General features: G+C 69.3%; 21 protein-coding genes and 1 pseudogene. 7 read left to right on the top strand and 15 right to left on the bottom strand.

Going from position 1 to position 23,575, the window contains the following annotated elements; translation table 11 throughout:
* Positions 1–2: 2 nt before the first annotated feature.
* Genes uvrD through EVS83_RS06395 form a run of 3 tightly spaced genes read right to left on the bottom strand, consistent with a single transcriptional unit; the run spans position 3 to position 4,487 of the window.
* The gene (gene uvrD, locus EVS83_RS06405) at positions 3–2,183 is read right to left on the bottom strand and encodes a DNA helicase II (RefSeq protein ID WP_133500204.1); all 2,181 of its coding nucleotides are present in this window, start codon (positions 2,181–2,183) and stop codon (positions 3–5) included.
* 40 nt (positions 2,184–2,223) lie between these two features.
* Entirely contained in the window at positions 2,224–3,945 is a 1,722-nt protein-coding gene (locus EVS83_RS06400) for a GAF domain-containing protein (RefSeq protein ID WP_166636823.1), read from the bottom strand.
* Entirely contained in the window at positions 3,942–4,487 is a 546-nt protein-coding gene (locus EVS83_RS06395; RefSeq protein WP_133500202.1) for a biliverdin-producing heme oxygenase, read from the bottom strand. The genes EVS83_RS06400 and EVS83_RS06395 overlap by 4 nt, the downstream gene beginning before the upstream one ends.
* 95 nt (positions 4,488–4,582) lie before the next feature.
* Between EVS83_RS06395 and EVS83_RS06390 the strand changes: the two genes are divergently transcribed.
* Both EVS83_RS06390 and EVS83_RS06385 read left to right on the top strand, forming a co-directional pair.
* Positions 4,583–6,847 carry a S9 family peptidase gene (locus EVS83_RS06390; RefSeq protein WP_133500201.1) on the top strand — a complete coding sequence of 755 codons (2,265 nt, stop codon included), beginning with the start codon at positions 4,583–4,585 and terminating at the stop codon, positions 6,845–6,847.
* A gap of 124 nt (positions 6,848–6,971) precedes the next feature.
* Positions 6,972–8,777 carry a DUF885 domain-containing protein gene (locus EVS83_RS06385; protein ID WP_133500200.1) on the top strand — a complete coding sequence of 602 codons (1,806 nt, stop codon included), beginning with the start codon at positions 6,972–6,974 and terminating at the stop codon, positions 8,775–8,777.
* 75 nt (positions 8,778–8,852) lie between these two features.
* Here EVS83_RS06385 and EVS83_RS06380 read toward each other — a convergent pair whose 3' ends face one another.
* Complete coding sequence (locus EVS83_RS06380) at positions 8,853–9,536, bottom strand: YdcF family protein (protein WP_133500199.1); 684 nt, start codon at positions 9,534–9,536, stop codon at positions 8,853–8,855.
* 133 nt (positions 9,537–9,669) lie between these two features.
* Between EVS83_RS06380 and EVS83_RS06375 the strand changes: the two genes are divergently transcribed.
* From EVS83_RS06375 to EVS83_RS06360, 4 genes are read left to right on the top strand one after another with little or no spacing between them, the layout of a single operon-like run.
* Positions 9,670–10,869 carry a beta-ketoacyl-[acyl-carrier-protein] synthase family protein gene (locus EVS83_RS06375; protein WP_133500238.1) on the top strand — a complete coding sequence of 400 codons (1,200 nt, stop codon included), beginning with the start codon at positions 9,670–9,672 and terminating at the stop codon, positions 10,867–10,869.
* Positions 10,866–11,642, top strand: a complete 777-nt coding sequence (locus tag EVS83_RS06370; protein ID WP_133500198.1) for a beta-ketoacyl synthase chain length factor — start codon at positions 10,866–10,868, stop codon at positions 11,640–11,642. Before EVS83_RS06375 ends, EVS83_RS06370 begins: the two co-directional genes overlap by 4 nt.
* Complete coding sequence (locus EVS83_RS06365) at positions 11,635–12,459, top strand: glycosyltransferase family 2 protein (protein ID WP_133500197.1); 825 nt, start codon at positions 11,635–11,637, stop codon at positions 12,457–12,459. The genes EVS83_RS06370 and EVS83_RS06365 overlap by 8 nt, the downstream gene beginning before the upstream one ends.
* Positions 12,460–12,471: 12 nt before the next feature.
* On the top strand, positions 12,472–14,115 hold the full coding sequence (locus EVS83_RS06360) for an NAD(P)/FAD-dependent oxidoreductase (RefSeq protein WP_133500237.1): 1,644 nt from the start codon (positions 12,472–12,474) through the stop codon (positions 14,113–14,115).
* Between the two features lie 6 nt (positions 14,116–14,121).
* On the opposite strand, the gene EVS83_RS06355 is transcribed toward EVS83_RS06360, so the two are convergent.
* From EVS83_RS06355 to fabG, 3 genes are all read right to left on the bottom strand, one after another.
* On the bottom strand, positions 14,122–14,565 hold the full coding sequence (locus tag EVS83_RS06355) for a hypothetical protein (RefSeq protein WP_133500196.1): 444 nt from the start codon (positions 14,563–14,565) through the stop codon (positions 14,122–14,124).
* Between the two features lie 74 nt (positions 14,566–14,639).
* Entirely contained in the window at positions 14,640–15,233 is a 594-nt protein-coding gene (locus EVS83_RS06350) for a hypothetical protein (RefSeq protein WP_133500195.1), read from the bottom strand.
* Between the two features lie 124 nt (positions 15,234–15,357).
* The gene (gene fabG, locus EVS83_RS06345; protein ID WP_133500194.1) at positions 15,358–16,083 is read right to left on the bottom strand and encodes a 3-oxoacyl-ACP reductase FabG; all 726 of its coding nucleotides are present in this window, start codon (positions 16,081–16,083) and stop codon (positions 15,358–15,360) included.
* Between the two features lie 151 nt (positions 16,084–16,234).
* Here fabG and EVS83_RS06340 point away from each other — a divergent pair, with 151 nt between their 5' ends.
* Positions 16,235–17,176, top strand: coding sequence for a GAF domain-containing protein (locus EVS83_RS06340; RefSeq protein ID WP_133500193.1), 942 nt, complete (start codon positions 16,235–16,237; stop codon positions 17,174–17,176).
* 4 nt (positions 17,177–17,180) lie between these two features.
* Here the strand turns inward: EVS83_RS06340 and EVS83_RS06335 are convergent, their stop codons facing one another.
* From EVS83_RS06335 to EVS83_RS06300, 8 genes and pseudogenes are all read right to left on the bottom strand, one after another.
* Entirely contained in the window at positions 17,181–17,624 is a 444-nt protein-coding gene (locus EVS83_RS06335; RefSeq protein ID WP_133500192.1) for a hotdog family protein, read from the bottom strand.
* Positions 17,621–19,969, bottom strand: coding sequence for an MMPL family transporter (locus EVS83_RS06330; protein WP_133500191.1), 2,349 nt, complete (start codon positions 19,967–19,969; stop codon positions 17,621–17,623). Before EVS83_RS06330 ends, EVS83_RS06335 begins: the two co-directional genes overlap by 4 nt.
* The gene (locus EVS83_RS16035; protein WP_246022799.1) at positions 19,966–20,607 is read right to left on the bottom strand and encodes a LolA-related protein; all 642 of its coding nucleotides are present in this window, start codon (positions 20,605–20,607) and stop codon (positions 19,966–19,968) included. Before EVS83_RS16035 ends, EVS83_RS06330 begins: the two co-directional genes overlap by 4 nt.
* Positions 20,546–21,508: pseudogene (locus tag EVS83_RS06320) on the bottom strand (LpxL/LpxP family acyltransferase); the annotation flags it as partial. The pseudogene EVS83_RS06320 and the gene EVS83_RS16035, both read right to left, overlap by 62 nt.
* Complete coding sequence (locus EVS83_RS06315) at positions 21,505–21,792, bottom strand: ApeI family dehydratase (RefSeq protein WP_133500188.1); 288 nt, start codon at positions 21,790–21,792, stop codon at positions 21,505–21,507. The gene EVS83_RS06315 and the pseudogene EVS83_RS06320, both read right to left, overlap by 4 nt.
* Before the next feature lie 3 nt (positions 21,793–21,795).
* Positions 21,796–22,566, bottom strand: coding sequence for a lysophospholipid acyltransferase family protein (locus tag EVS83_RS06310; protein WP_133500187.1), 771 nt, complete (start codon positions 22,564–22,566; stop codon positions 21,796–21,798).
* A gap of 6 nt (positions 22,567–22,572) precedes the next feature.
* Positions 22,573–23,262 carry a ketosynthase gene (locus EVS83_RS06305; RefSeq protein WP_133500186.1) on the bottom strand — a complete coding sequence of 230 codons (690 nt, stop codon included), beginning with the start codon at positions 23,260–23,262 and terminating at the stop codon, positions 22,573–22,575.
* 2 nt (positions 23,263–23,264) lie between these two features.
* Entirely contained in the window at positions 23,265–23,534 is a 270-nt protein-coding gene (locus EVS83_RS06300) for a phosphopantetheine-binding protein (protein WP_115647538.1), read from the bottom strand.
* Between the last annotated feature and the right edge of the window lie 41 nt (positions 23,535–23,575).

Below are 23,575 nucleotides of genomic sequence, written 5' to 3'. Positions count from 1 at the left end.
CGTCAGATTCGTTGCAGGTTCGCGAACGCCGCCACCAGCCACTTGCTGCCGACGTCGTCGAAATTCACCTGCACGCGCGCATGCGCGCCGCTGCCTTCGACGTCGGTGACGGTGCCGGTGCCGAAGGTGGGATGACGCACCGAGGCACCGAGCGGGATCGCGGGCGCTTCGGTAATGCCACTGTCGACGCGGCGATTGCCACCGCCGCCGTAGACCGGGCGCGACACCTGCACCTTCGGTCGCACTTCGTGCACGAGTGACGTCGGGATCTCCCGCAGGAACCGTGACGGCATGCCGTACATGTCCATGCCGTGGATGCGGCGTGCCTCGGCGTAGCTCAGCACCAGCTTCTCGCGCGCGCGGGTGATGCCGACGTAGGCGAGGCGACGTTCCTCTTCCATTCGCCCGGCTTCTTCGGCCGAACGATTGTTGGGGAACAGGCCTTCCTCGAGGCCGACGAGGAATACCAACGGGAATTCGAGACCCTTCGCGCTGTGCAGCGTCATCAGCTGCACGCCGTCCTGGTCCGCGCGCGCCTGGCCTTCGCCGGCTTCGAGCGCGGCATACGACAGGAACGCGACGAGTTCGGGTAGGTCGGGCTCCTCGTCGTCCTCCTCGCGATAGTTGAAGCGCGAGGCCACCGACACGAGTTCGTCGAGGTTGTCGACGCGCGAATCGAGCTGGCCCTTCTGCTCGCGCGCATAGAACTCGCGCAGGCCGGAGCGCAGCAGGACGTGGTCGATCTTCTCCGGCAGCGTGCGGTCGACGCATTCCGCCTGCAGGTCGTCGATCAGCTTGAGGAAGGTTGCGAGTGCGTTGCGCGCACGTGCGGCGAGCGCGGTGCCGGTGGTGAGCTTCACCGCCGCGACGGCGAGCGGCCAGCCTTCGGCGCGCGCGAGCCGACGCACTTCGTCGAGCGTGCGTTCGCCGATGCCGCGTGCGGGCGTGTTGACGGCGCGCTCGAAGGCGGCGTCGTCGGCGCGATTGGCGATCAGGCGCAGGTAGGCGAGCGCGTCCTTGATTTCGGCGCGCTCGAAGAAGCGCAGGCCGCCATAGACGCGATACGGCACCTGCTCGCCGATCAGCACTTCTTCGAACGCGCGCGACTGTGCGTTCGATCGATACAGCACCGCGACATCGCGATAGCTGCCGCCCGCCTGCACCCACTGCTTGGCGCGTTCGACGACGAAACGCGCCTCGTCGATCTCGTTGTAGGCGGCGTACAGGTCGATCGGATCGCCGCCGGCGACATCGGTCCACAGCTTCTTGCCGAGGCGGCCGGGGTTGTGCGCGATCACCGCGTTCGCGGCGTCGAGGATCGTCGAGGTCGAGCGGTAGTTCTGTTCGAGACGGATGGTCTTCGCGCTCTCGAAATCGCGCAGGAACTTCTGCACATTCTCGACCTTCGCGCCGCGCCAGCCATAGATGGCCTGGTCGTCGTCGCCGACGACGAACACCTGGCCAGTGTCGCCCGCCAGCACGCGGATGAAGGCGTACTGGATGTCGTTGGTGTCCTGGAATTCGTCGACCAGGATCTGCCTGAAGCGGTTGCGGTAGTGGGCGAGCAGCTGCGATTGGTCGCGCAGCAGTTCATGCGCGCGCAGCAGCAGTTCGGCGAAGTCGACGAGGCCGGCGCGGTCGCAGCGCTCCTGATAGGCCGCGTAGATGCGACGCATGGTATCGGTCCACTCGTCCTCGCCGCCCTGGATGTTCTGCGGGCGGCGGCCCTCGTCCTTGCGCGCGTTGATCCACCACGCGGCCTGGCGCGGCGGGTAGCGCGTCTCGTCCAGTTCGAGCCCTTGCATGACGCGCTTGATCAGGCGCAGCTGGTCGTCCGAATCCAGCACCTGGAAGCCTTCGGGCAGGTTCGCCTGCTGGAAATGCAGGCGCAGCAGCCGGTGCGCGAGGCCGTGGAACGTGCCAAGCCACATGCCGCGCACGCCGCACGAGAGCTGCATGTCGACGCGATGCCGCATTTCCGCCGCGGCCTTGTTGGTGAACGTGACCGCGAGGATGCCGTGCACCGGCACGCGCTCGACCTCGTTGAGCCAGGCGATGCGGTGCGTGAGCACGCGCGTCTTGCCGGAGCCGGCGCCGGCGAGGACGAGGTAGTGACCGAGCGGTGCGCAGACGGCCTCGCGCTGCGCGGGATTCAGCGCGTCGAGCAGGTGGGAAACATCCATGCCGACAGTTTACGGGCCCGCCGTCGCAGGCCCGTCTCAATCAGCGCAGGGCTTCCTCGACATCCGCGAGCGGCGCGACTTCGGCCAGACGCTGCAGCTCGTCCTCGAGCGCGGCGATGCCGGCGTCGAGGCGCGCGCCGACGCCGGGATCGAGATGGCTGAGCCCTTCGAGCATTTGCGAGAGTTGCTCGAGGCGCTGGCGACGCTCATCCATCGCGGCCTGCCGGCGCTGCTGGTCGAGCGCGGGCACGTCGGTGCGCGTCTGGATGCGACGGCGCTGCTCGGTCAGCACCTGGTGCAGGCGCGCGGCGCCGCGGCGGTCGGCGTCGCTCCACGGCGCGCTGTGGCCGCGCACGCTTTCGCGCCAGACCGCGAACGAACGGCGCGGCGCGATGCGCAGGCCGTCGTCGGTGGGGACGAGCGCCTTCGCCGGCTCGCCCGCCCAGTTGACGGTCTGCACCTGTTCGTCGCGGAACAGAAGCAGCCAGTCGTCGGCGCCGAGTCGCAGGGCGAGCACGCCGGCGGTGGCATCGCCGTCCATGGGCGCGGCCCAGTCGGCAGCGGTGTCGGTCACGGCGACGCTGACAGCGCCCTGCTGCTGCAACCAGTCGACCAGCGCCGCCACGCGGCGTGGATCCGGCGTTTGCCCGCTCGCATGCCAGCGCGACTGCGACCACAGCGCGGCGCCGTCCGCACCGAGTGCGGTGCGGAGCAGCGGCAGCTCGTCGGTCAGCGCGCGGTCGAAGTCGCGCGCCTGCGTCAGTCGCAGCACCAGCGCGTCGCGCACCTGCTGTGCGTGCTCGAAATGCGCGAGCGTCCTCTGCTGCTCGGCCGACGCGACGCGCATCGAGACGAACAGGCCGAACAGGTCGGCGGCCGCGCGGATCGCCGGCGGCACCAGCCGCGGCACGCGGTGATGGCAGGCGACCAGTCCCCACAGGCGGCCACCGGCGATGATCGAGATCGACATCGACGCACCGACGCCCATGTTGCGCAGGTATTCGAGGTGGATCGGCGAGACGCTGCGCAGCGCGTGCTGCGAGAGATCGAGCGGGCGACCGTCGTCGACCATGCCCGGCACGATCGGCACCGGTTCGTAGTCGACATCCGGAATCACGCGCAGGCGATTGCGCAGGTACAGCGCGCGCGCCTGCGGCGGAATGTCGGATGCGGGAAAACGCAGGCCGAGGTAGGCCTCCATGTCGTCCGCGCGCGACTCGGCGATCACGTCGCCGGTGCCGTCGTGCAGGAAGCGATAGACCATCACGCGGTCGTAGCCGGTCAGCCCACGCACCTGCGCGGCCACGAACTCGTGGAAGTTTTCGGGCGGCTCGTGCGCGACGGCCGCGATCATCGACTGCGCGAGCACCGTCGGCTGCGGCGACATGCCGCGCTCGAAGCGCGGTTCGATCTCGATATGCACCAGATCGTCGGCGACGTGCACGACGAGGTCGCATGCCGTGCCGAGCGGACCGAGATTGGCCTGCCCCGCGCGCTGCGCGGTCGCGTTGCCCGGCGTCACCATCGACAGCGTGTCGAGGATCGCCTGCAGCACGTCCTCGCTTGCGTAGTCGCGCAGCGAACGTCCGAGCAGTTCGTCGACCGGAACGCCGAGCAGGTCTTCGATGTTCGCGGACGTCTGGCGCACGGTCCAATCCGGCATCGCGCAGCTGACGAGATAGCCGTGCGCCTGGATCGCGCCGGACAGATGGATCGGTTCCTTCGCGCAGCCATCGGCGTCGATGGTGTTCAAGCGGGTCATGCGACAGCTCCGTAACGTGCATTGTCGAGGCAGCGCTCGACGCAGGCGAAGGCTTCGTTCGCGCCGGCACATGCCGCGCGCTCCTCGCCGGGGCTCAGACGCAGGGCGTCGAGCGTGGACAACAACGTACGCCAGGCATCGCCCTGCGCGTGGAGCGTGAGGTAGCGCGCGCCCCGCGTGGCATCGAAGCCGAGCGCTTCGACGCGCCGCACCAATACGCGCGCGCCGAGCGAGGAGCCCGCAATCACGTAGCGCCAGCCGAGGCGCGCATCGTCGCGCGTGGTTGCCGGTGCTTCGCCGCTGTCCACCGGTGCGCTGCCGACGACACTGAGGTCCTCGAGCAGCGCGGCTTCACAGGCGACGAGATCGTCGGCGTCGCCGAGCACGTGCCGCGCGTTGGCGACGAAGCGGTGCATGGCGCGCAGGAACATGGCGTAGCCGGCCACGTCGTCGAAGGCGTCCCCGACGCGCGCATCGACGCGGGCATGGGCGTCGGCGGTCGCGTCGCGCAGACGCCACCGCAGGGAGTTGGGGGGGGACATCGGGCGACGGTAGCAGTCCGGAGTCGACAGTTCGGTGTGTCTGCGCACACACGGCGACCCGTACACTCGCTTGACTTCCGCGACGACCCATCCACATGAACCGCCTCCGGCTTCGTGCTGTCCTCCCCGCCGTCCTGCTGACCGCCGCTTTGATCTCGCCCATCGCCTCCGCCGAAACGCCGGCCCCGCCGTCCAGACTCACCCTCGAAGCGCTCGCCGGCGATGCACCGCTGTCGGGTCCGAGCCTCGTGAAACCCAAGGTGTCGCCGGATGGAACGCGCGTCACGTTCCTGCGCGGCAAGGACCGCGACCGCAATCGCCTCGACCTCTGGGCCTACGACATCGCGAGCGGGACGACGAAGCTTCTCGTCGACTCCGACGACGTGCTCCCCGGCGCGGAAGTGCTGAGCGACGAGGAGAAGGCGCGCCGTGAACGCCAGCGCATCGCCGCGCTGTCCGGCATCGTCGACTACCAGTTCTCGCCCGACGGCAAGACGCTGCTGTTCCCACTCGGCGGCGACCTCTATCTCTACGACCTCGCCAAGTCCGGCAAGGACGCGGTGCGCAAGCTCACCAACAAGGAAGGCTTCGCGACCGATCCCAAGATCTCGCCGGCCGGCAAGTACGTCAGCTTCGTGCGCGGCCGCAACCTGTGGGTGATCGACCTCGCCACTGGCGCGCAGCGCCAGCTCACGTTCGACGGCGGCGAGACCATCGGCAACGGCCAGGCGGAGTTCGTCGCCGACGAGGAAATGGCACGCCACACCGGTTACTGGTGGGCGCCGGATGACTCGGGCATCGCGTTCGCACGCATCGACGAATCGAAGGTGCCGGTGCAGAAGCGCTACGAGGTGTATCCGGACCGCACCGAAGTCGTCGAGCAGCGTTATCCGGCAGCGGGCGATACCAACGTCGCGATCAAGCTCGGCGTGATCGATCCGTCGGGTGCATCAAAGGATGCGCGCTGGATCGACCTCGGCCAGAACCCCGACATCTACCTCGCCCGCGTCACGTGGCGCGATCCCCAACACCTCACCTTCCAGCGCCAGTCGCGCGACCAGAAGACGCTCGAGCTCATCGAGACCGACCTGTCGACGAACAAGCAGCGCACGCTCGTCACTGAACGGTCGAAGACGTGGGTACCGCTGCACGACGCGTTGCGCTTCCTCAAGGACGGCGCATTCCTGTGGAGCAGCGAGCGCAGCGGTTTCGAGCACCTCTACGTCATCGACGCCGCCGGCAAGGCGCGCGCGCTGACGTCGGGCGAGTGGCCGGTCGACGACGTGCTTGGCGTCGACCCGAACGCCGGCTGGGTCTACTTCAGCGCGGGCCGTGAATCGCCGACGCAGCTGCAGGTCTATCGCGTGCCGCTCAAGGGCGGCGCGATCGAGAAGCTGTCGAAGGAAGCGGGCTGGCACAGCGCGACGTTCGCGGCGAACAGCAGCGTCTACGTCGACAACTGGTCGAACCCGACCACGCCGCCGCAGCTGGTGCTGCATCGCGCCGACGGCGGCGAGATCGCAACGCTGGTGAAGAACGACCTCGCCGACGCCAAGCATCCCTATGCGCCCTACCGCGCCGCGCATCGCCCGATGGAGTTCGGCACGCTCAAGGCCGCCGACGGCAAGACGTCGCTGCACTACTACGTCATCAAGCCGGACGGGTTCGATGCGTCGAAGAAGTACCCGGTCGTCGTCAACGTCTACGGCGGCCCCGCCTCGCAGACGGTCAAGGAAACCTGGCAGCCCGATCTCAACCAGTACCTCGCGCAGCACGGCTACGTGGTGTTCTCGGTCGACAACCGCGGCACGCCGCGTCGCGGCGCGGCGTTCGGCGGCGCGCTGTACGGCAAGCAGGGCACAGTGGAAGTCGACGACCAGCGCACCGCGCTGCACTGGCTGACGTCGCAGCCGTGGGTGGATGCCAAGCGCGTCGGCGTCTACGGCTGGAGCAACGGCGGCTACATGACGCTGATGCTGCTCGCGAACGGCAAGGGCGACTACACCTGCGGCGTGGCCGGCGCGCCCGTCACGGACTGGGGCCTGTACGACACGCACTACACCGAGCGCTACATGGACCTGCCGAAGAGCAATCCGCAGGGCTACAAGAACGCGCGCGTGCTCGAGCACATCGACGGCTTGGTCGGCCCGAACGCGCCGAAGCTGTTGCTGCTGCACGGCATGGCCGACGACAACGTGCTGTTCACCAACTCCACCGCGCTGATGAGCGCCTTGCAGCAGCGCGGCCAGACCTTCGAGCTGATGACCTATCCGGGTGCGAAGCACGGCCTCAAGGGCAAGGACCAGCTGCACCGCCTGAAGATGACCGACGACTTCCTGGCGCGCTGCCTGAAGCCGTGACGTCCCCCGCGCGCGCCGACCTGCCGTCGGCGCGCGTGCGCTCCATCGCATCGCCGTGACCTTCGGCGCATGGCCGCGTCCGGCCGGCCCGCCATCCTCGACGCCTCACCGGAGCCCCTCGACCATGCACAAGCCCCTCGTCCTCGCCCTTTCGCTCGCGTTGCTCGCCCCGGGCCTCGCGCTCGCGGCGCCCGCTGCACCCGCCGCGAAGGCCGCGGCCAGACCGGCGGCCAAGCCCGCGCCGGCGTGGGTCGCGCGCAGCAACCAGTACACGCAGATCCTGCTGATGGCGCAGGCGCCGTTCCAGCCGGAGCAGCTCTCGTTCTTCGGCGTGCCGGGCTTCGACGACAAGGTCTTCGACTACGGCCCGAACTACGCCTCGCGCTATCGCGACGCCACCGCCAAGGCGCGCGACGAGCTCAAGACTAAGCTCGCGACGGAAAAGGATCCGAACGTCCGCCAGGACCTCGAGATCCTGATCGAGGCCGCCGACGACGCGATCGAAGCCAGCACGGTCAACGAGAAGATGACGCGCCCGTGGCTCGACGTCGGCCAGACCGTGTTCGGCGGCTTGCAGGGCCTGCTCTCCGACCAGACCCCGGCCGAGCGCCGCGCGATGGCGGTGAAGCGCCTGCAGGCGTATGTCGGCATGGCGCCGGGCAGCACGCCGCTGACCACGCTCGCGCGCCAGCGCTACGACGAGCGCGACCAGGCCGGCCTGCTGATGCCGACGCAGGTCGAGGTGCAGCAGTCGCTCGACAACCTCAAGACGTACCAGACCGGCATCAAGGCACTGTTCGACAAGTACAAGATCGACGCGGGCCCGGCGCTGGCCCAGCTCGACAAGCAGCTCGACGAGTACGCCGCGTGGAGCAAGTCGACCGTGTTGCCGAAGGCGCGCACGACGTATTCGCTGCCGCCGGAGCTGTATTCGCTCGCGCTCAAGAACGTCGGCATCGACATCGATCCGCGCACGCTGATCGAACGCGCGCAGATGGAGTTCGCGGAAACGCGTAACGCGATGCAGCAGATCGCGCCGCTGGTCGCGAAGGAACACGGCTGGAACGACACCGATTACGTCGCCGTGATCCGCCAGCTCAAGAAGACGCCGATCCCCGACGACAAGATCGAAGCGCATTACCGCACGGTGGTGATGCCGGAACTCGATCGCCTGATCGCGGCGAAGCGCGTCGTCGAGCTGCCGAACCGTCCGATGCAGATGCGCGTGGGCACGCCGGCGGAAAACGCCTCGCAGCCGGCGCCGCACTTCCTCCCGGCGCCGCTGGTCGGCAACACCGGCCAGCAGGGCGTGTTCGTGCTGCCGCTGTCGAACCCGAACGCGGGCGCCGACGGCCCGTACGACGACTTCAACTACCCGGCTGGCGCGTGGACGCTGTCCGCGCACGAAGGCCGTCCGGGCCACGAGCTGCAGGTCACCGCGATGGTCGAGCGCGGCATCTCGCTGGCGCGCACGCTCTACGCGTTTAACTCGGTCAACGTTGAAGGCTGGGCGCTGTACGCCGAGGCGGAGATGGTGCCGTACGAGCCGCTCGACGGTCAGCTGATCGCGCAGCAGTTGCGCCTGCTGCGTGCGAGCCGCGCCATGCTCGATCCGATGATCAACCTCGGCCTTACCGATCGCGATACCGCGTTCAACTGGCTGGTGAACAAGGTCGGCCTGTCGAAGGCGATGGCGCGCCAGGAAATCGATCGCTATTCGGTGAATTCGCCGGGCCAGGCGGGCAGCTACTTCTACGGCTACTCGCAGCTGATGCAGCTGCGCACCGAAACCGAGATCGCGCTCGGCGACAAGTTCGACCGCAAGGCCTTCAACGACTTCCTGCTCGACCAGGGCCTGCTGCCGCCGAAGCTGCTCGCCAAGGCGGTGCGCGAACAGTTCGTGCCGCAGCAGAAGGCGAAGAAGGGCTGATCGATCGCCCCGTCGCAATGCAAAACGCCCGCAGTGATGCGGGCGTTTTCATTTGGATGGTTCGCTGGGCGACGCTCAGGTCACCCGCGCCAGCATGCGGTCGCTGCGCACGAATCGCGCCCAGCGCGTGCCGATGTCAGCCCAGCAGATGTAGGCCGCTTCGCCGGCGAGGCGCAGCACCATGCGCGGGCTGAGGCGCAGGCGCGGCTCGGCGGCGCAGAGCTCGACGTCGAAACCGAGCTGACGGGCGAACAGCGCGCAGCGCGCGAGGTGGTAGCGGTTCGACAGCAGCGTCACGCGATCGCGCACCGCATCGCCGAGCATCTGCCGCGCATTGCGCAGGTTCTGCAGCGTGTCGCGCGAGCTGGATTCGAGCTGCAGCGGCGTGTCGGGCGCGAGGCCACGTGCGAACAGTTCGCGACGCGCGATCTCCGCTTCGGTCGGCTCGCCCTGCGCACCGCCGCCCAGCAGCACGAGATGCTGCGACGGACGCTCGCGCCACAGCGTCGCGGCACGATCGAGGCGCGCGGCGAAGTCGTCGTCGATCCGCCCCCGCGGCGCGTGCTTGCCGAACAGCAGCAGGTGCGCGCCCTGCTCCGGCGCGCATGGCGCACGGCGGGCGGTCCGCACCACGTGCACGAGGTAGGCGAGGTAGACCAAGCCGGCCGACAGCACGCACGCGGCCAGCGCGACGATGCCCGTCTGGAGCACGTCGCGGTCGCGGAAGAGAGTGAACTGGTGGTGGGCGCGGGACGACATCGAAGCGGCCGTTCAGCAGCGCAACTGGCGTGGCGCGAGGATACGCCATGACGAAGGCGTGAAGGATGACGGCTGGCATACTTCACCGCCCTGTTTACGGGAAGCCGCCGTGCCGCCGTCCGACCTGTCCCCGATGCCGCCGCTGGCGATCCGCGCGTTCACCGCGACGAGCGCGCTCGGCCGCGGGCTGGACGCCCACCGCCGCGCGCTTCGCGAGGGCCGCAGCGGCCTGCGCCGCAACGACTTCGGCGCTCGGCAGCTGGACTGCTGGATCGGTCGCGTCGACGGCGTCGAGGACGACGCCCTGCCCGCCGAGTGGTCGCAGTGGGAATGCCGCAACAACCGGCTGGCGTGGATCGCGTTGCAGCAGGACGGCGTGCTGGACGCCACGCGCGCCGCGATCGCGAAGTACGGCGCCGAACGCGTCGCCGTGGTGATCGGCACGTCGACCTCCAGCATCGGCGCGACGGAAGAGGCGTACACGCGCCTGGTCACCGACGCCGACGGCACCACGAATTTCCCCGCCGACCTGCAGCGCCCGATCATCCACACGGTGCATTCGCCGGGCGACTTCGTGCAGCACGCGACGGGTGCGCGCGGCCCCGCGGTGACCGTCGCGACCGCCTGCTCGTCGAGCGCGAAGGTGTTCGCGCAGGCCGCGCGGCTGATCGAGGCCGGTGTTGCCGACGCCGCGATCGTCGGCGGTGTCGACACGCTCTGCGGCAGCGTGATCTACGGCTTCAACTCGCTGCAGCTGGTGTCGAAGAACCCGTGCAAGCCGTTCGACGCGACGCGCGACGGCCTGTCGCTCGGCGAGGCCGGCGGCTTCGCGGTCGTCGAACGCGCGCAGGACGGCGACACCGGCCTGCAGCTGCGCGGCTACGGCGAGTCGTCGGACGCGCACCACATGTCGGCGCCGCATCCGGAAGGCCTCGGCGCGCAGCTCGCGATGCGCGATGCGCTCGCGCGCGGCGGCGTGCAACCCGCTGACGTCGGCTATCTCAACCTGCACGGCACGGCGACGCCGGCGAACGATCGCGCCGAATCGCTGGCGGTGAAGGCGGTGTTCCCCGACACGCTGCACGCGAGTTCGACCAAGGCTTACACCGGCCACACGCTGGGCGCGGCGGGCATCGTCGAATCGGTGATCGCGCTGCTCGCGCTCGAGTCGGGCGAACTGCCGGGCACGCTCGGTGCGTCGACGCCCGATGAGATCTGCGGCCCGCAGATCCGCTTCGACACTGCACATCGCGAGATCCGCTACGCGATGAACAACTCATTCGGTTTCGGCGGCAACAACTGCTCGCTGCTGTTCGGGCGAGCCGCCGCATGACCCTGACCGCAACGATCGAAGGCGTCGGCTTCTGGGCGCCAGGTGTTCCGGGCTGGGACGCCGCGCTCGCGCTCGTGCGCGACGGTACGCACGTGGACAACGCGCCGTCGCGCCCGTCGCCGCAACTGCTGCCGCCGAACGAGCGCCGCCGTGCGCCGGACAGCGTCGCCGTCGCGCTCGATGTCGCCCTCGCCGCCTGCGCCGCGGCCGAACGCGATCCGAAAACACTGCCGTCGGTCTTCGCATCGATGCACGGCGACCTCGCCATCACCGACTACATGTGCGCGACGCTCGCATCGCAGCCGGACGCGGTGTCGCCCATCAAGTTCCACAACTCGGTGCACAACGCCGCCGCCGGCTACTGGACGATCGGTGCAGGCGCGATGGCGCCGGCGACGTCGGTCAGCGCCTACGACGCGACGTTCGCGCAGGGCCTGATCGAAGCCTGCGTGCAGCTGGCGACCGGTGCCGAGGCCGTGCTGCTGGTCGCGTTCGATGCCGCATCGACGGGCCCGCTCGCCCGCGCGCAGCCCAGCGAAGGCCTGCTCGGCGGCGCGCTGGTGCTCTCACGCGGCGACCGCGGCCCGCGGCTTACCCTGTCGCTTCGGGACGGGACGGTCGGCGAGCCCGAGGGTGCGTTGGCGCAATGCGCCGCGCACAATGCGATGCGACCGATGTTGCCCCTGTTCCAGGCCCTCGCGGCGAATACGCCGCACTGCACGCTCCGGGCCGGCCCGGGCCGCGTGCTCGACGTGGAGATCGTTCATGGCTGAGCCGATCAGCGCCCGCGACGTCGCGATCGTCATTCCCGCGCTCAACGAGGAGCTGCGGATCCGCGACGTGGTGGAAGGCGCGCTCGCGCACTGCCCCAACGTCATCCTCATCGACGACGGTTCGGACGACGCGACGGTCGAGCGCGTGTCCGACCTGCCGATCACCGTGATCCGTCACGCCACGCGCATGGGCAAGGGCGCGGGCCTGCGCGACGGTTTCGCCGAAGCGATGCGTCGCGGCTTCCGCGGCGTGATCAGCATGGACGGCGACGGCCAGCACGCGGCGGAAGACATTCCGCGCCTGCTCGACGCCGCCAACGTCTATCCCGAGCACATCGTCATCGGCGCCCGCCTGCGCAAGCGCGCGCGGCAGCCGACCTACCGCCGCATCGCCAACGAATTCGGCGACTGGGGCATCGCCTGGGGGTGCGGCTTCCGCATCGCCGACACGCAGAGCGGCCAGCGCTTCTACCCGGCATCGGTATGCGCGCTCGGCGTCGGCGACATCCCCGGCGAGGACTTCGTCTACGAGGCGCAGATGCTGATCTCGGCATCGCGCAAGCTCGGCGTTCGCTGCGTCTCGGTGCCGATCGAATCGCGCTACCAGGCGAACACCGGCCCGGTGAAGTTCCGCAAGAGCCATTTCCGCCCGCTGCGCGACCTGTGGCGTATCACGTCGCACGTGGTCGCGCAGGTCTTCGCCTACGGCAACGTGATGGCCGAGTACCGTCGCACGCGCAGCAACCCCGTGATCATCCACGACCCGAGCGGTGAGTTCGCTGCGACGCCCGTCGCCGCGCCCGCGCATTCCGGCTGACCCATGAGCACCATGACCGACCCGGATGTCGTGATCCTCGGCGGTGGACTCGCCGGCCTGACGCTCGCACTCCAGCTCGTCCGCCGCGATCCGTCGCTGCGCATCACCGTGCTCGAACGCCATCGTCATCCGGTGCGCGAAGGCGCGTTCAAGGTGGGCGAATCGACCGTCGAGATCGGCGCGCACTACTTCAGCCACGTGCTCGGCCTGCGCGAGCATCTGGACACCGAACAGATCCGCAAGTTCGGTTTCCGCTTCTTCTTCAGCGACGGCCAATCCGAGATCGATCGGTGCACCGAGCTCGGTGTCAGCCGCCTGCTGCCGACGACGTCGTGGCAGATCGACCGCGGCCGCTTCGAGAACTTCCTCACCGAGCACGCGCGCGAGAACGGCATCGACGTGCGTGACGGCGCGATCGTGCGCAACATCGAATTGAGTAGCGACGGCACGCTCCACGGCGTGCGCTACGAATGCGATGGCGTGACGCACGAGCTGTCCGCGCGCTGGGTGGTCGATGCTTCGGGCCGCGCCGGCCTGATCAAGCGCAAGCTCGATCTCGCGCAGACCAACGATCACAACGCGAATTCTGCGTGGTGGCGCGTGTCGGGCCTGCTCGATCCGCGCGACTGGTCGAGCGATCCGGACTGGCTCGGCCGCTGCACGCCGCCGGACCGCTGGCGCTCGACGAATCACATGTGCGGCGAGGGTTACTGGTTCTGGCTGATCCCGCTGTCGTCCAACCAGCATTCGCTCGGCATCGTCTGCGACGGCGACCTGCACCCGCTGGAGACGATGAACACGCACGCGAAGGCGATGGCGTGGCTGCATCGCCATCAGCCGCGCGTCGCCGCGATGCTCGAAGCGGGCGGTCACGAGCTGCAGGACTTCATGTTCATGCGCCACTTCTCGCACGGCGCGAAGCAGGTGTTCTCGGGCGATCGCTGGGCGCTGACCGGCGAGGCGGGCGTGTTCCTCGATCCGTTTTATTCGCCCGGCAGCGATTTCATCGCGATCGCCAACACGTACATCACGGAGATGATCGCCGCCGATCGCGCGGGCAAGCCGATCACGGCGATGGCGTCGCTGTACCAGCAGCTCTACTTCTCGTTCTACGAGAACACGCTGACGCTCTACCAGGACCAGTACCGCCTGTTCGGCGATGCGCAGGTCATGCCGCTGAAGGTGATCTGGGACTACACGTACTACTGGTCGCTGCTCGCGCCCCTGTTCTTCTCCGGTTACCTGACGTCGACGCCGGTGCTCGGCCAGCTGCGTACGCTGTTCGGCGAAGCGCGCACGCTCAACCTCGGCATGCAGTCGCTACTGCGCCGATGGGGCGAGCTCAACGCCGAACGCGGCGATACCGCGCCGCTCGACGGTCGGCTGCTCGACCAGTACCGCATTCCGTGGTTCCACGAACTCAACCGCCAGCTCGTCGACACCCTCGAGCCGGATGCATTCATCGCCCGCATGCGTACCGACGTCGCGCGCATGCACGATCTCGCCGCCGAGATGCTGGCGCATGCGCGGCGCGAGCATCCGGGGCTGGGCGATGCGGGACTGGAACTGGTGCTGGGCGATCACCGCGCGCCGGCGGAGCCGTTGCTCTCGCCGGCCTGGTACGCCGAAGCCGCCACGGTCGACGCCGCGGCGTAACGTGCGTCAGCTGCCGGATGCGTCCGGCACGTAGATCGCGATGGCGTGCGCGAGTTCCTTTGGAGGATTGATGCCGAAGCTCACGCCGCCCGACGAGAAGCCGCCACCGCCGTGGTAGCTGCCGCCGCCCACGCCGACGCCCACGCCACTGCCCGAGGACACCTGCGCGCGGTCCTGCAGCAGCACGCCGTTCGCGCCGAGCTTCGCGGCTTCGGTGCGCAGCTTCAGCATCAGCGTGTCGGTGCGGTTCTGCGCGCCGTAGGTGAAGTCGCCGCTGCTCGCGTCGAGGATCGCGATCTCCACGTAACGCGTCTGCGGCGCGGACAGGTACAGGCGCACCTGCTCGACCGGAATCGGCGGGCGCGGGTCGGAAATCATCACGTGCGAAGCGCTCGCGCAGGCGGCCAGCGCCAAGGCGAGTACGGCAGGAATAAGTGGGCGCAGGGTCATGACAGCGGCCTCCGTCGGTTCGTCCCATCTTGCCCCGGGCCGATGAACCGCGCGTGCACCGTCCGTCCCACCCGTCAGTCCATTGGCGGGGCGGCCACCGCCACCGCACTGCCCACCGGAGCGTCGAAGTTCGTCTTCAGGTACGACGCGACCATGTCGGCGAGCCGCGCCAGCATCAGCTTGTCGGCCGCGCCGAGGCTGTAGCCGGCGGCGATCGAGTTGGCGCGCTGCAGGAACTGGGGTTCCGCCACGACTTCGCCCGTGGCCTTGTCGATCAGGTGCAGCTTCACCAGCGCCCACGAGCTGCCGGCGAAACCGCCGAACAGCACGCGCTTGCCCCCGGTGATGAAGCGGATGTCGGCGACCTCCGGCTGGATCACCAGCGTGCGCGGCTCGCCCTGCACGGGCGTCGCGTTGCGCGGTTCGATCAGGCGCGGCACGCGTTCGGAGACGTCGACGTCGAGGTACTGCCGCGCGACGACGTTGCCCTTGTGGGCTTCGAGCCCGGGCGCGAGCGTCACCGGTTGCAGTTCGAAACGATCGAAACTCGACAGCGCGACCGCGGGTGGCGGATTGCGTGCGGCGGGATCGATGGCGGGCTGCGACGCGGCCACGGGGCCGGCGAGGACGAGGGCGAGCAGAGCGGCGGACGTGAGGCGACGGGACATCGGGAGCCTCCGGCCGGCACGGTGCGGCCTGGGCGATCGATGTATCAGCCGCCGCTTGACGATCGCGTCGATACTGCGGGATCGCAGCGGCGAATGCTCAGCTTCGTCGCCGCGGCGTGAGGCGTCAGGCCATGCCGCCGTTGATGCCGATCACCTGACCCGTGACGTAGGCCGCGTCGTCGCTGCACAGGAAGCCCACCAGCGCCGCGACTTCCTCCGGCTTGCCGGCGCGCGCCGCCGGGACGATCTGCTTGATGGTCTCGGCGGGGAATGCGTCCTTCGCCATCGACCCTTCGATGACGCCCGGCGCCACCACGTTCACCGTGATGCCGCGGCTCGCCATCTCGCGCGCCAGCGACTTCGATGCGCCGTGCAATGCGGCCTTGGCCGCGGCGTAGTTCGCCTGCCCGCGGTTGCCGGTCACCGCGGCAACCGACGACACGCTGACGATCCGGCCCCAGCGCCCGCGCGCCATCGGAAGCAGGAGCGGCTGCGTCACGTTGTAGAAGCCGTGCAGCGACACGTCGATCACCCGCGTCCACTGCTCGCGCGACATGCCGGCCAGCGGCGCGTCGTCGTGGATACCCGCGTTGTTGACCACGATATGCACCGGGCCGGCGTCGAGGATGCGCGCGATGGCGTCGGCGCTCGCGTCGGCGTCGGCCACGTCGAAGGCGACGGCCTCGGCCGAGCCGCCCGCCGCTCGGATCGCGTCGACGATGCCCTGTGCGCGTTCGACGCCGCGGTTGGCGTGCACGATGACGTGCTCGCCTTGGATGGCGAGGCGCAATGCGATCGCGCCGCCGAGATCGCCGCTGCCGCCGGTCACGAGTGCGCGTCGATGGCTCATCTGCGAAGTCCGTGTGAATCCCGCGTCATTGTCGCGTAGTTCGTGGCAGGCGTCGCAAGTTGCGCATGCGGGCGACCGCGTAGGGGCTTTCTCTCATTGCGCGCCCACGCCCGCTTCCGACAATGAACAGGCCGCGTCGTGGAGACCCTGCATGCCCGAACGCCAACGCCAACGTGATCTGGATACCTACCGCATCGTCGACTCGCTTCCCGAGGCGGCGTACGACGACATCGTGCGCCTCGCCGCGCGCATCTGCGATGCGCCGATTGCGACGATGTCGCTGATCGATCGCGACCGCCAGTGGTTCAAGTCGCGCATCGGCATCGAATCGATGCAAACCTCGCGCGACGTCGCCTTCTGCGACCACGCCGTGCGCGAGCCGCAGCTGCTGCTCGAAGTGCCGGACGCGACGCAGGATCCGCGCTTTCGTGACAACCCCGACGTCACCGGCGGACGCGGCATCCGCTTTTACGCCGGCATGCCGCTGGTGACGCCGCATGGCACGGCCGTGGGCACCGTCTGCGTGATCGACCGTCGCCCGCGCGAACTCGACGACGGCCAGCGCGAGGCGCTCGCCGCGCTGGCGCGCGTCACGATGAACCTGCTGGAGGCGCGCCGGCAGTTGCTCGACGCCGAGCGCACCGCGACGCTGCACCCGCCCGCGGAAGCGGCGCCGGTGGTCGCGCTGCCGCGTTATTCGGTGGTGATCGTCGAACTGCAGGGCTATTCGCGCGTCGTCTCGCAGCGCGGGCATCGCATTGTCGAGCAGACGTTGCAGCAGTGCAGTCACGCGCTCGAACGGTTGCTGGCGTCGGGCGAGGCGCTCAATCGCGTGAGTGGCGCGCCGGAATTCGTGCTCACCCTCAACGGCGAGGTGGATGCCGATCGGCTGCAGGCGATCGAACGCATCGCCAATGCATCGGCGACGATGCTCGGAACCGATGCGGTGGCCGCGGCGGCGACCAGCACATCGCCGACGGAAAACCCGCTCGCCGTGTTCGGCCGCGCCGACGAGGCGCTCACGCATCGCAAGACCCAACGCATCGACCTGTCCGGGGCCTCGGTGGCCGACAGGCCGATGATGCGGCACTGAGGCCTTACGCCGGCGGGTGGATCACCGCCGCGCGGCCTTCGGCGATCGTCGCGCCGCAATGGCGGATGACGAACGCGTATTGCGCGCCGGTTTCGCTGTCGACCAGCACTTCGGCTTCGCCGTCGAGCGGGCCGTCGAGATCGTCGATGCGATCGCGATGCAGGACGACGCCACGCAACGCGACCAGCAGGCCCGGCCGCGGCGCGAGGCCCGCATCGCGACCGCGAAGCCCGCCGTGCACCGCCATCGCCTGCGCGCCGTATTCGGCCAGATGCACCGCATGCAGGCGATCGCGATGACGCAGCGGATGCCCGGCGTCGCCGTGGTCGAACGCCTGCACGACGATGCGCCGCGCGTCGGCCTCGACCACACGCTGCCACAGGCACATGCGCCCTTGGTGCGGGATCAGCCGGGTGATGTCTTCGCGCGTCTGCGGCAGGGTCGTCATGCCGTGCGCTCCACGCTGTCGTGGCGGACGATCAGCAGCGCCAGCACGAAGTTCGATGCGACGCCGATCGCGACCGGCAGGCCGATCGCGCGCAGCACCGGGATCGTCGACAGGCCGAGCAGCAGGAACACGAGCAGCGTGGTCAGCGAACAGACGATGATGGCGTGCAGCGCGCGCACCTGTTCGTCCGAATCGTCGCCCGCGTGGTCGAAGAACAACGCGTAGTCGAGCCCGAGGCCGGCGGCGAGGATCAGCGCGACGAGGTGGAAGAGATTCAACTCGACGCCGAGCACGCGCAGCACGGCGAGGATCAGCAGCGTGGTCAGCGCCATCGGTGCGAGCACGCGCAGCACGCGGCGCGGCGAGCGAAGCGCGACGAATACGGTGACGATGAGCAGCACGCCGGCGAGCGCGAGCGCCCACAGCACGCGGCCGCGATAGGCGGCGACCAGCGATTCCGACGCGTCCTTGAGATCCATCAGCTGCGCGCCGGTGCCCTGCAGCGCACGCGACACGACGGCGGGATCCTTGAGACCGGTCAGCGTCACCAGCGCCGTCGCGTGGCCGGGACGCTGGAGCATCAAGCCTTCGATCGCGCTCGCGAGCGGCGTGCCGTCGAGATCGGCAGGCGTGAGCGGTTTCGCGCTACGTGCGGTCGCGACATCCTCGACGAAGCCTTCGAACGCATCCGCGACGAACGGGCTCGATGCGAGCGCGGTGCCGAGGTCGTGGCGCAGCGTCGCGTCGTCGGGCAGGCGCGCCTGGCGAGCGCGTTGCGTCGCCGCGCTCGGCACGTAGCGCGCGGCGAGGTCGTAACCGGCGATCGCCTGCTTCCCGCGCAGCGCATCGAGCGTCGGGATCAGGCGCTCGCTCGCCTGCAGCACCGATTCGACATCGCGGCCGTCGATCGTGACGAGATAACGCACGTCCGGTGCGCCCAGCTCGCTGCGCAGCTGCGCGTCCTGCTGTAGCGCGCCGGCGGGGACGGGCGTCAGCTTCGACAGGTCGTTTTCCCAGAACGGGCCGGGCGCGAACTTCAGCGCGGCGAGCAGCACCGTCGCAAGCACGAGACCGGCAACGACGCCGAGACGCGGCCAGCGCGCGATGCGCGTCCACAGCGCGCGCAGCCGGCGCGAGTCGGCGACGTCGCGCGGCGCGGGGTCGATCAGACCGGGACGCAGGAAACGCGCGGCGATCGCAGCGCTGCCGAGGCCGACGATGGTGAACACCGCGAGCTGGCGCAGGCCGTCGACGCCCGACAGGAGGAACGTCATGTACGCGATGCATGTCGACGCGACGCCGGTGCCGAGCGTCGGCCACAGCGCCTTCGCGCTCGTCCACGGCGACAGTCCAGGACGCTGGTGACTGAAGAGATGGATCGGATAGTCCTGCGCGACGCCGATCAGGGTGAAGCCGAACGCAACGGTGATGCCGTGCACGCCGTCGAACGCGAACGCCACGGCGGTGAGGCCGGTGAGGCCCGCAGTCGCGAGCGGCAGGCCGCCGAGCAGCGGCGCCTTCCACGAGCGATAGGCGACCCACAGCAGCAGGAAGAAGCAGATCGAATCGACCGTGCCGATCAGGCTGGCCTCGTGCTGCGTGCGACGGGCGACTTCGACCGCGAACGCGCCGGGGCCGGTCATGACGAGATGCGTCGGCGTCTTGCCGCGAACGGCATCGAACGCGGCATGGATCGCGCCGACCGCGGCTTCCTGGCCCTTGGGATCGAAGCCCGCGGCCGTCGTCTGCACGGCGAGCAGCGCGCGCGACGCATCGCGGCTCACCCACACGCCGTCGACCTTCTGCGGCGATGCGGCGGGCTCCCATTGCGAGGCGAGCTTGAGAATCTCCAGCGTCGGATCGCGCTCGATCACCGGCTCGATCATCGACGCCATCGGCGAGCCGAGATCGGCGACGCGCTGCTGCAATTCGTCGCTCAAGGCCGCGGCGCCGAGGCCGCCCGTCGACGGTGCATCCGACAGCAGGTAGCGATACGGACGCAGGCGTTCGGGGATTGCGGAAAGGTCGGCATCGCCGTTCGCGACGAGTGCGATGCCCTTGGTGGTGCGCAGCTTTGCGGCGAGCGCGTGCGACTGCGCGGTGCGTTGCTCGGCCGTGCCGCCTTCGATCGAGAGCAGCAACAGGCGCGAGCCCGGGCCTTCGCCGAGTTCGTCGATCAGGAAGTGCTGCGCCGGCGTCTGCGGCGCCGGCATGAACTTGCGCAGGTCGCCGCCGAGATCGAGCGTGCGGCTCGCGGCCCAGCCCAGCACGCCCAGGAGGGCGAGCCAAACGAAGGCGAGGAGAAGGCGGAGTCCGGGCGTGAGACTGCGGCCTTCAGCGCTCATCGCGTCGCCGCGCCACGGCACAGCGAGGCGAGCGACGCGGCATCGGCGACACCGCTGGCGGACTGCGCCGCGCCGGCGAGCAGCGTGCGCTGCAGCTCGCCCTTGCTCGGCGTCGTCTCGATGCAGCGCAGCTCCGCACCGCGGCCGTACAGCGCGATGTCACGCACGTACTTCGCCATGCGCGCGTCCTTTGGTGTCAGACGCAGCGTCCACAGCTCGCGCGTGCCGCTGCTGTCGAGACGGAACGCGCGTTCGAGCTGCGTGCGATCACCGCTGAGCAGCGCACCGAAGCTCGACTGCAAGCCCGCGAGCTGCGGCGCGCGATCGAGTGAATACGTGTGCGACAACGTGCCGCGCTTGATCGTCACGCTGCCGGCGCGAATGGTCGACGTCTCGGCGTAGGGCACACGCACGTCGCGCACCAACGTGTCGTCGTTCGGGCGCGCGTACTCGCCTTCGATGCGCAGTGGCGCTTTCAACAGGCGCGAACCGTGCAGCTCGACGAACTGCGTGCGCATCGGCGCGGGGCGCGCCAGCTTGGAGAGGATCCAGCCGGTGTCGATCTCCGGCGATGCGGCGTGGACCCACGGCGTCGCCAGCGTCAGCAGCAGGAGCGGAAGCAGGGAGCGTCGCGGCATGGTCGGTCTCGCGCCAGAAGTCGAAGAAGTTGAACCAGTTGTACGGGGACTGCCGGGCCGTCGCCTCGAGGATCGCGGCATAGCGGCGCACGCAGTCGGCGATCACCGCGGCGCGGTTATGCCGGTCGGCGACCAAGCGGTCGCTGAACATGGTGAAGTCGAGGTCGTAGCGGTTGCCACCGCGGTACAGACCGAACGCGGTGCAGACCGGCAGTTTCAGCATGGCGGCGATCATCCACGGGCCGGTCGGCAGCGAGGCCGTGCCGCCCATGAACGGCACGTCCAGCGTCGGCGCGCCGGGCTGCGCGCGGTCGACGAGCAGCGCCACGAGCGCGCCCTGGTCAGTCGCTTCCTTGATCGCGAGCAGCACCGACGGGCCGTCCATGCCGCCGTCGATGATGTTCGCGGCGAGTTCGGGATTCAGCGCATCGAGCAGCGTCTGCATCGCGACGTTGTGCTTCTTGTCGAGCACGACGCGGATCTTCGTCTGCGGACGCCGCGTACCGAGCACGCGCATGGCGTCGAAGCTGCCGAGGTGCGAGCCCACCAGCAGCACGCCTTGGCCGCGATCGAGCGGCTCGTGCAGTTCGTCGAGGCCCGACGTGCGGATGTCGAAGCGATCGAGCTGGCCGCTGAGCAGGAAGACGCGATCGAGGATGGTCGATGCGAAGGTGTGGATGTGCTTCGCGATGTCGCGCGTCGTCGCGGGGCGGCCGAGTGCGCGCGTGAGGAAGCGTCGCGAGGCCTCGCGCTCGAATGGACGGCGCAGCAGGAAGTACAGCGTGATCGGATGCAGCAACGCGCGCGCGACGCCGCGGCCGCCATAGCGACCGATGCTGCGGATCAGCCAGATCGCGAACCAGCCGCCGCCTTCCGGGCGTTCTTTCCAGTTCGTGTTCACGACGCGTCACCGGCGACGAGGTCGCCGCTCGCGAGCAGCACATCGTCGCGCATCACACGAAAGCGCCAGCGCGGTGCGGCGCCGTCGAGTTCGACCCGCGCGGCCTCACCGGGTCGCAACGGTTGCAGGAACTTCACCTGCGGGAGGCGCACGCCATGAAGCGGACCGGCTTCGGCTTCGATCGCTTCGACCACGCGATCGAGCAGCACGACGCCCGGCACGATCGGATTGCCCGGGAAATGGCCGGGCAGGCTCGGATGCGCGGGGTCGATCACGAACTGCATGGATCAATCCTGCGCCATCAGCGCCAGGACGGCGTCGCGGGCGCGGGTGGCGAGCTGCTCGCGCGCTTCGCTGCCGGTGCCTTCGGCGTGCATCGGCGTGCCGATGCGCAGGCGGATCGTCCCCGGCCGCACGCGGAAGCTGTAGGCCGGCAGGATCGCGCCGGCGCCGGTCATCGCCACCGGCACCACGGGCACGCCCGCGCCGATCGCGACCTGGAACGCGCCCGCCTTGAACTCGCCGACGCGCCCGTTCGTCGCGCGCGTGCCTTCCGGGAAGATGCACAGCACGTGGCCGGCCTTCACGATCTCGCCCGCCGCGCGCAGGCTCTTCACCATCGACGCGCGATTGCCGTCGCGTTCGATGAAGCACATGCCCATGGCCTTCGCGTACCAGCCGACGAAGGGCACGCGCGTCATCTCCTGCTTCAGCATGAAGCGCAGCGGCACCGGCACCGCGCGGAACAGCGCGCAGATGTCGATCACGGATTCGTGCGTGGCGACGAGCACGCAGGGCTTGGACCAGTCGACGTCCTCGACGCCGCGCACGTCCACGCGCGCACCGGCGCCGCCGAGCAGGCCCGGCGCCCACAGCCACGACGCCATGCGCAGCGGCACGCGCGGTCCGCGGGTGATCACGCGCACCAGCAATGCGAGCGTGATGCAGCCCGCCGTCCACAACAGCGTGAAGGCGAGTTGCACCGCGTTGGCAACGAGCCACGCCGCGCGCAGCGGCCACGGTTCGACCAGGGTCAGGGATTCAGTGGATGCGGACATGGACGCTCAGCGCATGACGTCGCGCCAGAACGCAGGGCCAAGTGCGGTCAGGCGACGGATGAATTCGGACAGCGTGCGATAGGGACGATCGGGAAACAGGCGCATGCGCACCACGTACTCCACCGCCATCAAGAGGCCGGCGACACCGTAGTCGAGCAAGTTGGCGAACCACGACCACACGATCTGCGGCACGGTCACGACGGGCGCGTAGCCGAGGCGCACCAGCAAGCCGTCGGGCACTGCGATGATCCCGAGCACGCAGTTGGCGAGGCCGATGCCGGTGAGCACCACCGCCCACAGGCGCGTGAGGTTACGCGTGTAGGTCTTGAGCGGCGGCGCCAGATCGGCCGGTTTGCAGTCCTCCAGGCCCGCGACAATCCGGCTGATCAGCGGCACGCGGCCTTCGCGAAGCGTGCGCGCGAAGAACCACGCGACCAGCCACGGGAACAGCACGGGGGGCAGCAGCAGCGCGACGGGCAACGGCAGCGTCTTCTGCGCGAACCACAGCAGGACGGCCGACGCGACCACCGTCGCCCACGCCCACAGGCGGCGCTGACCGAGCGGCAAGACCAGGAGGATCAGCACGATGTCGAGGAGCGCGAGGGCGGCGAGCCGCGGATCGTGCGCCGCGCTCGCGGCGTGCGCGAGCAGCGGGTACGCCGCGCTGAGCAGCAGGCGCGCGAGCGCCAGGTTCATTGTCAGGCCGCGCGGTTGGCCTGGACGTGCTCGCTGAGCGCGCGCAGCGAGCCGAAGATGCGACGGTTCTCGTCGCTGTCCGAACGCAGCTGGAAGCCGTAGCGCTTGCTGATCGCGAGCGCGAGTTCGAGCGCGTCGATCGAATCGAGGCCCAGGCCGTCGCCGAACAGCGGCGCGGTCGGTTCGATGTCGGCGGCGTTGACGCCTTCGAGGTTGAGGCTCTGGACGAGGAGCTCGGCCAGTTCGGTTTCGGCAGCAGTCTGGTTCGACATCGGGTCTTCCGTTGTTCAGGGCTCCCACGATCCGGCGGCCG

This window comes from Cognatilysobacter terrigena (assembly GCF_004361065.1).
Classification (GTDB): domain Bacteria; phylum Pseudomonadota; class Gammaproteobacteria; order Xanthomonadales; family Xanthomonadaceae; genus Cognatilysobacter; species Cognatilysobacter terrigena.
This window is presented reverse-complemented; position numbering and strand designations above follow the sequence as displayed.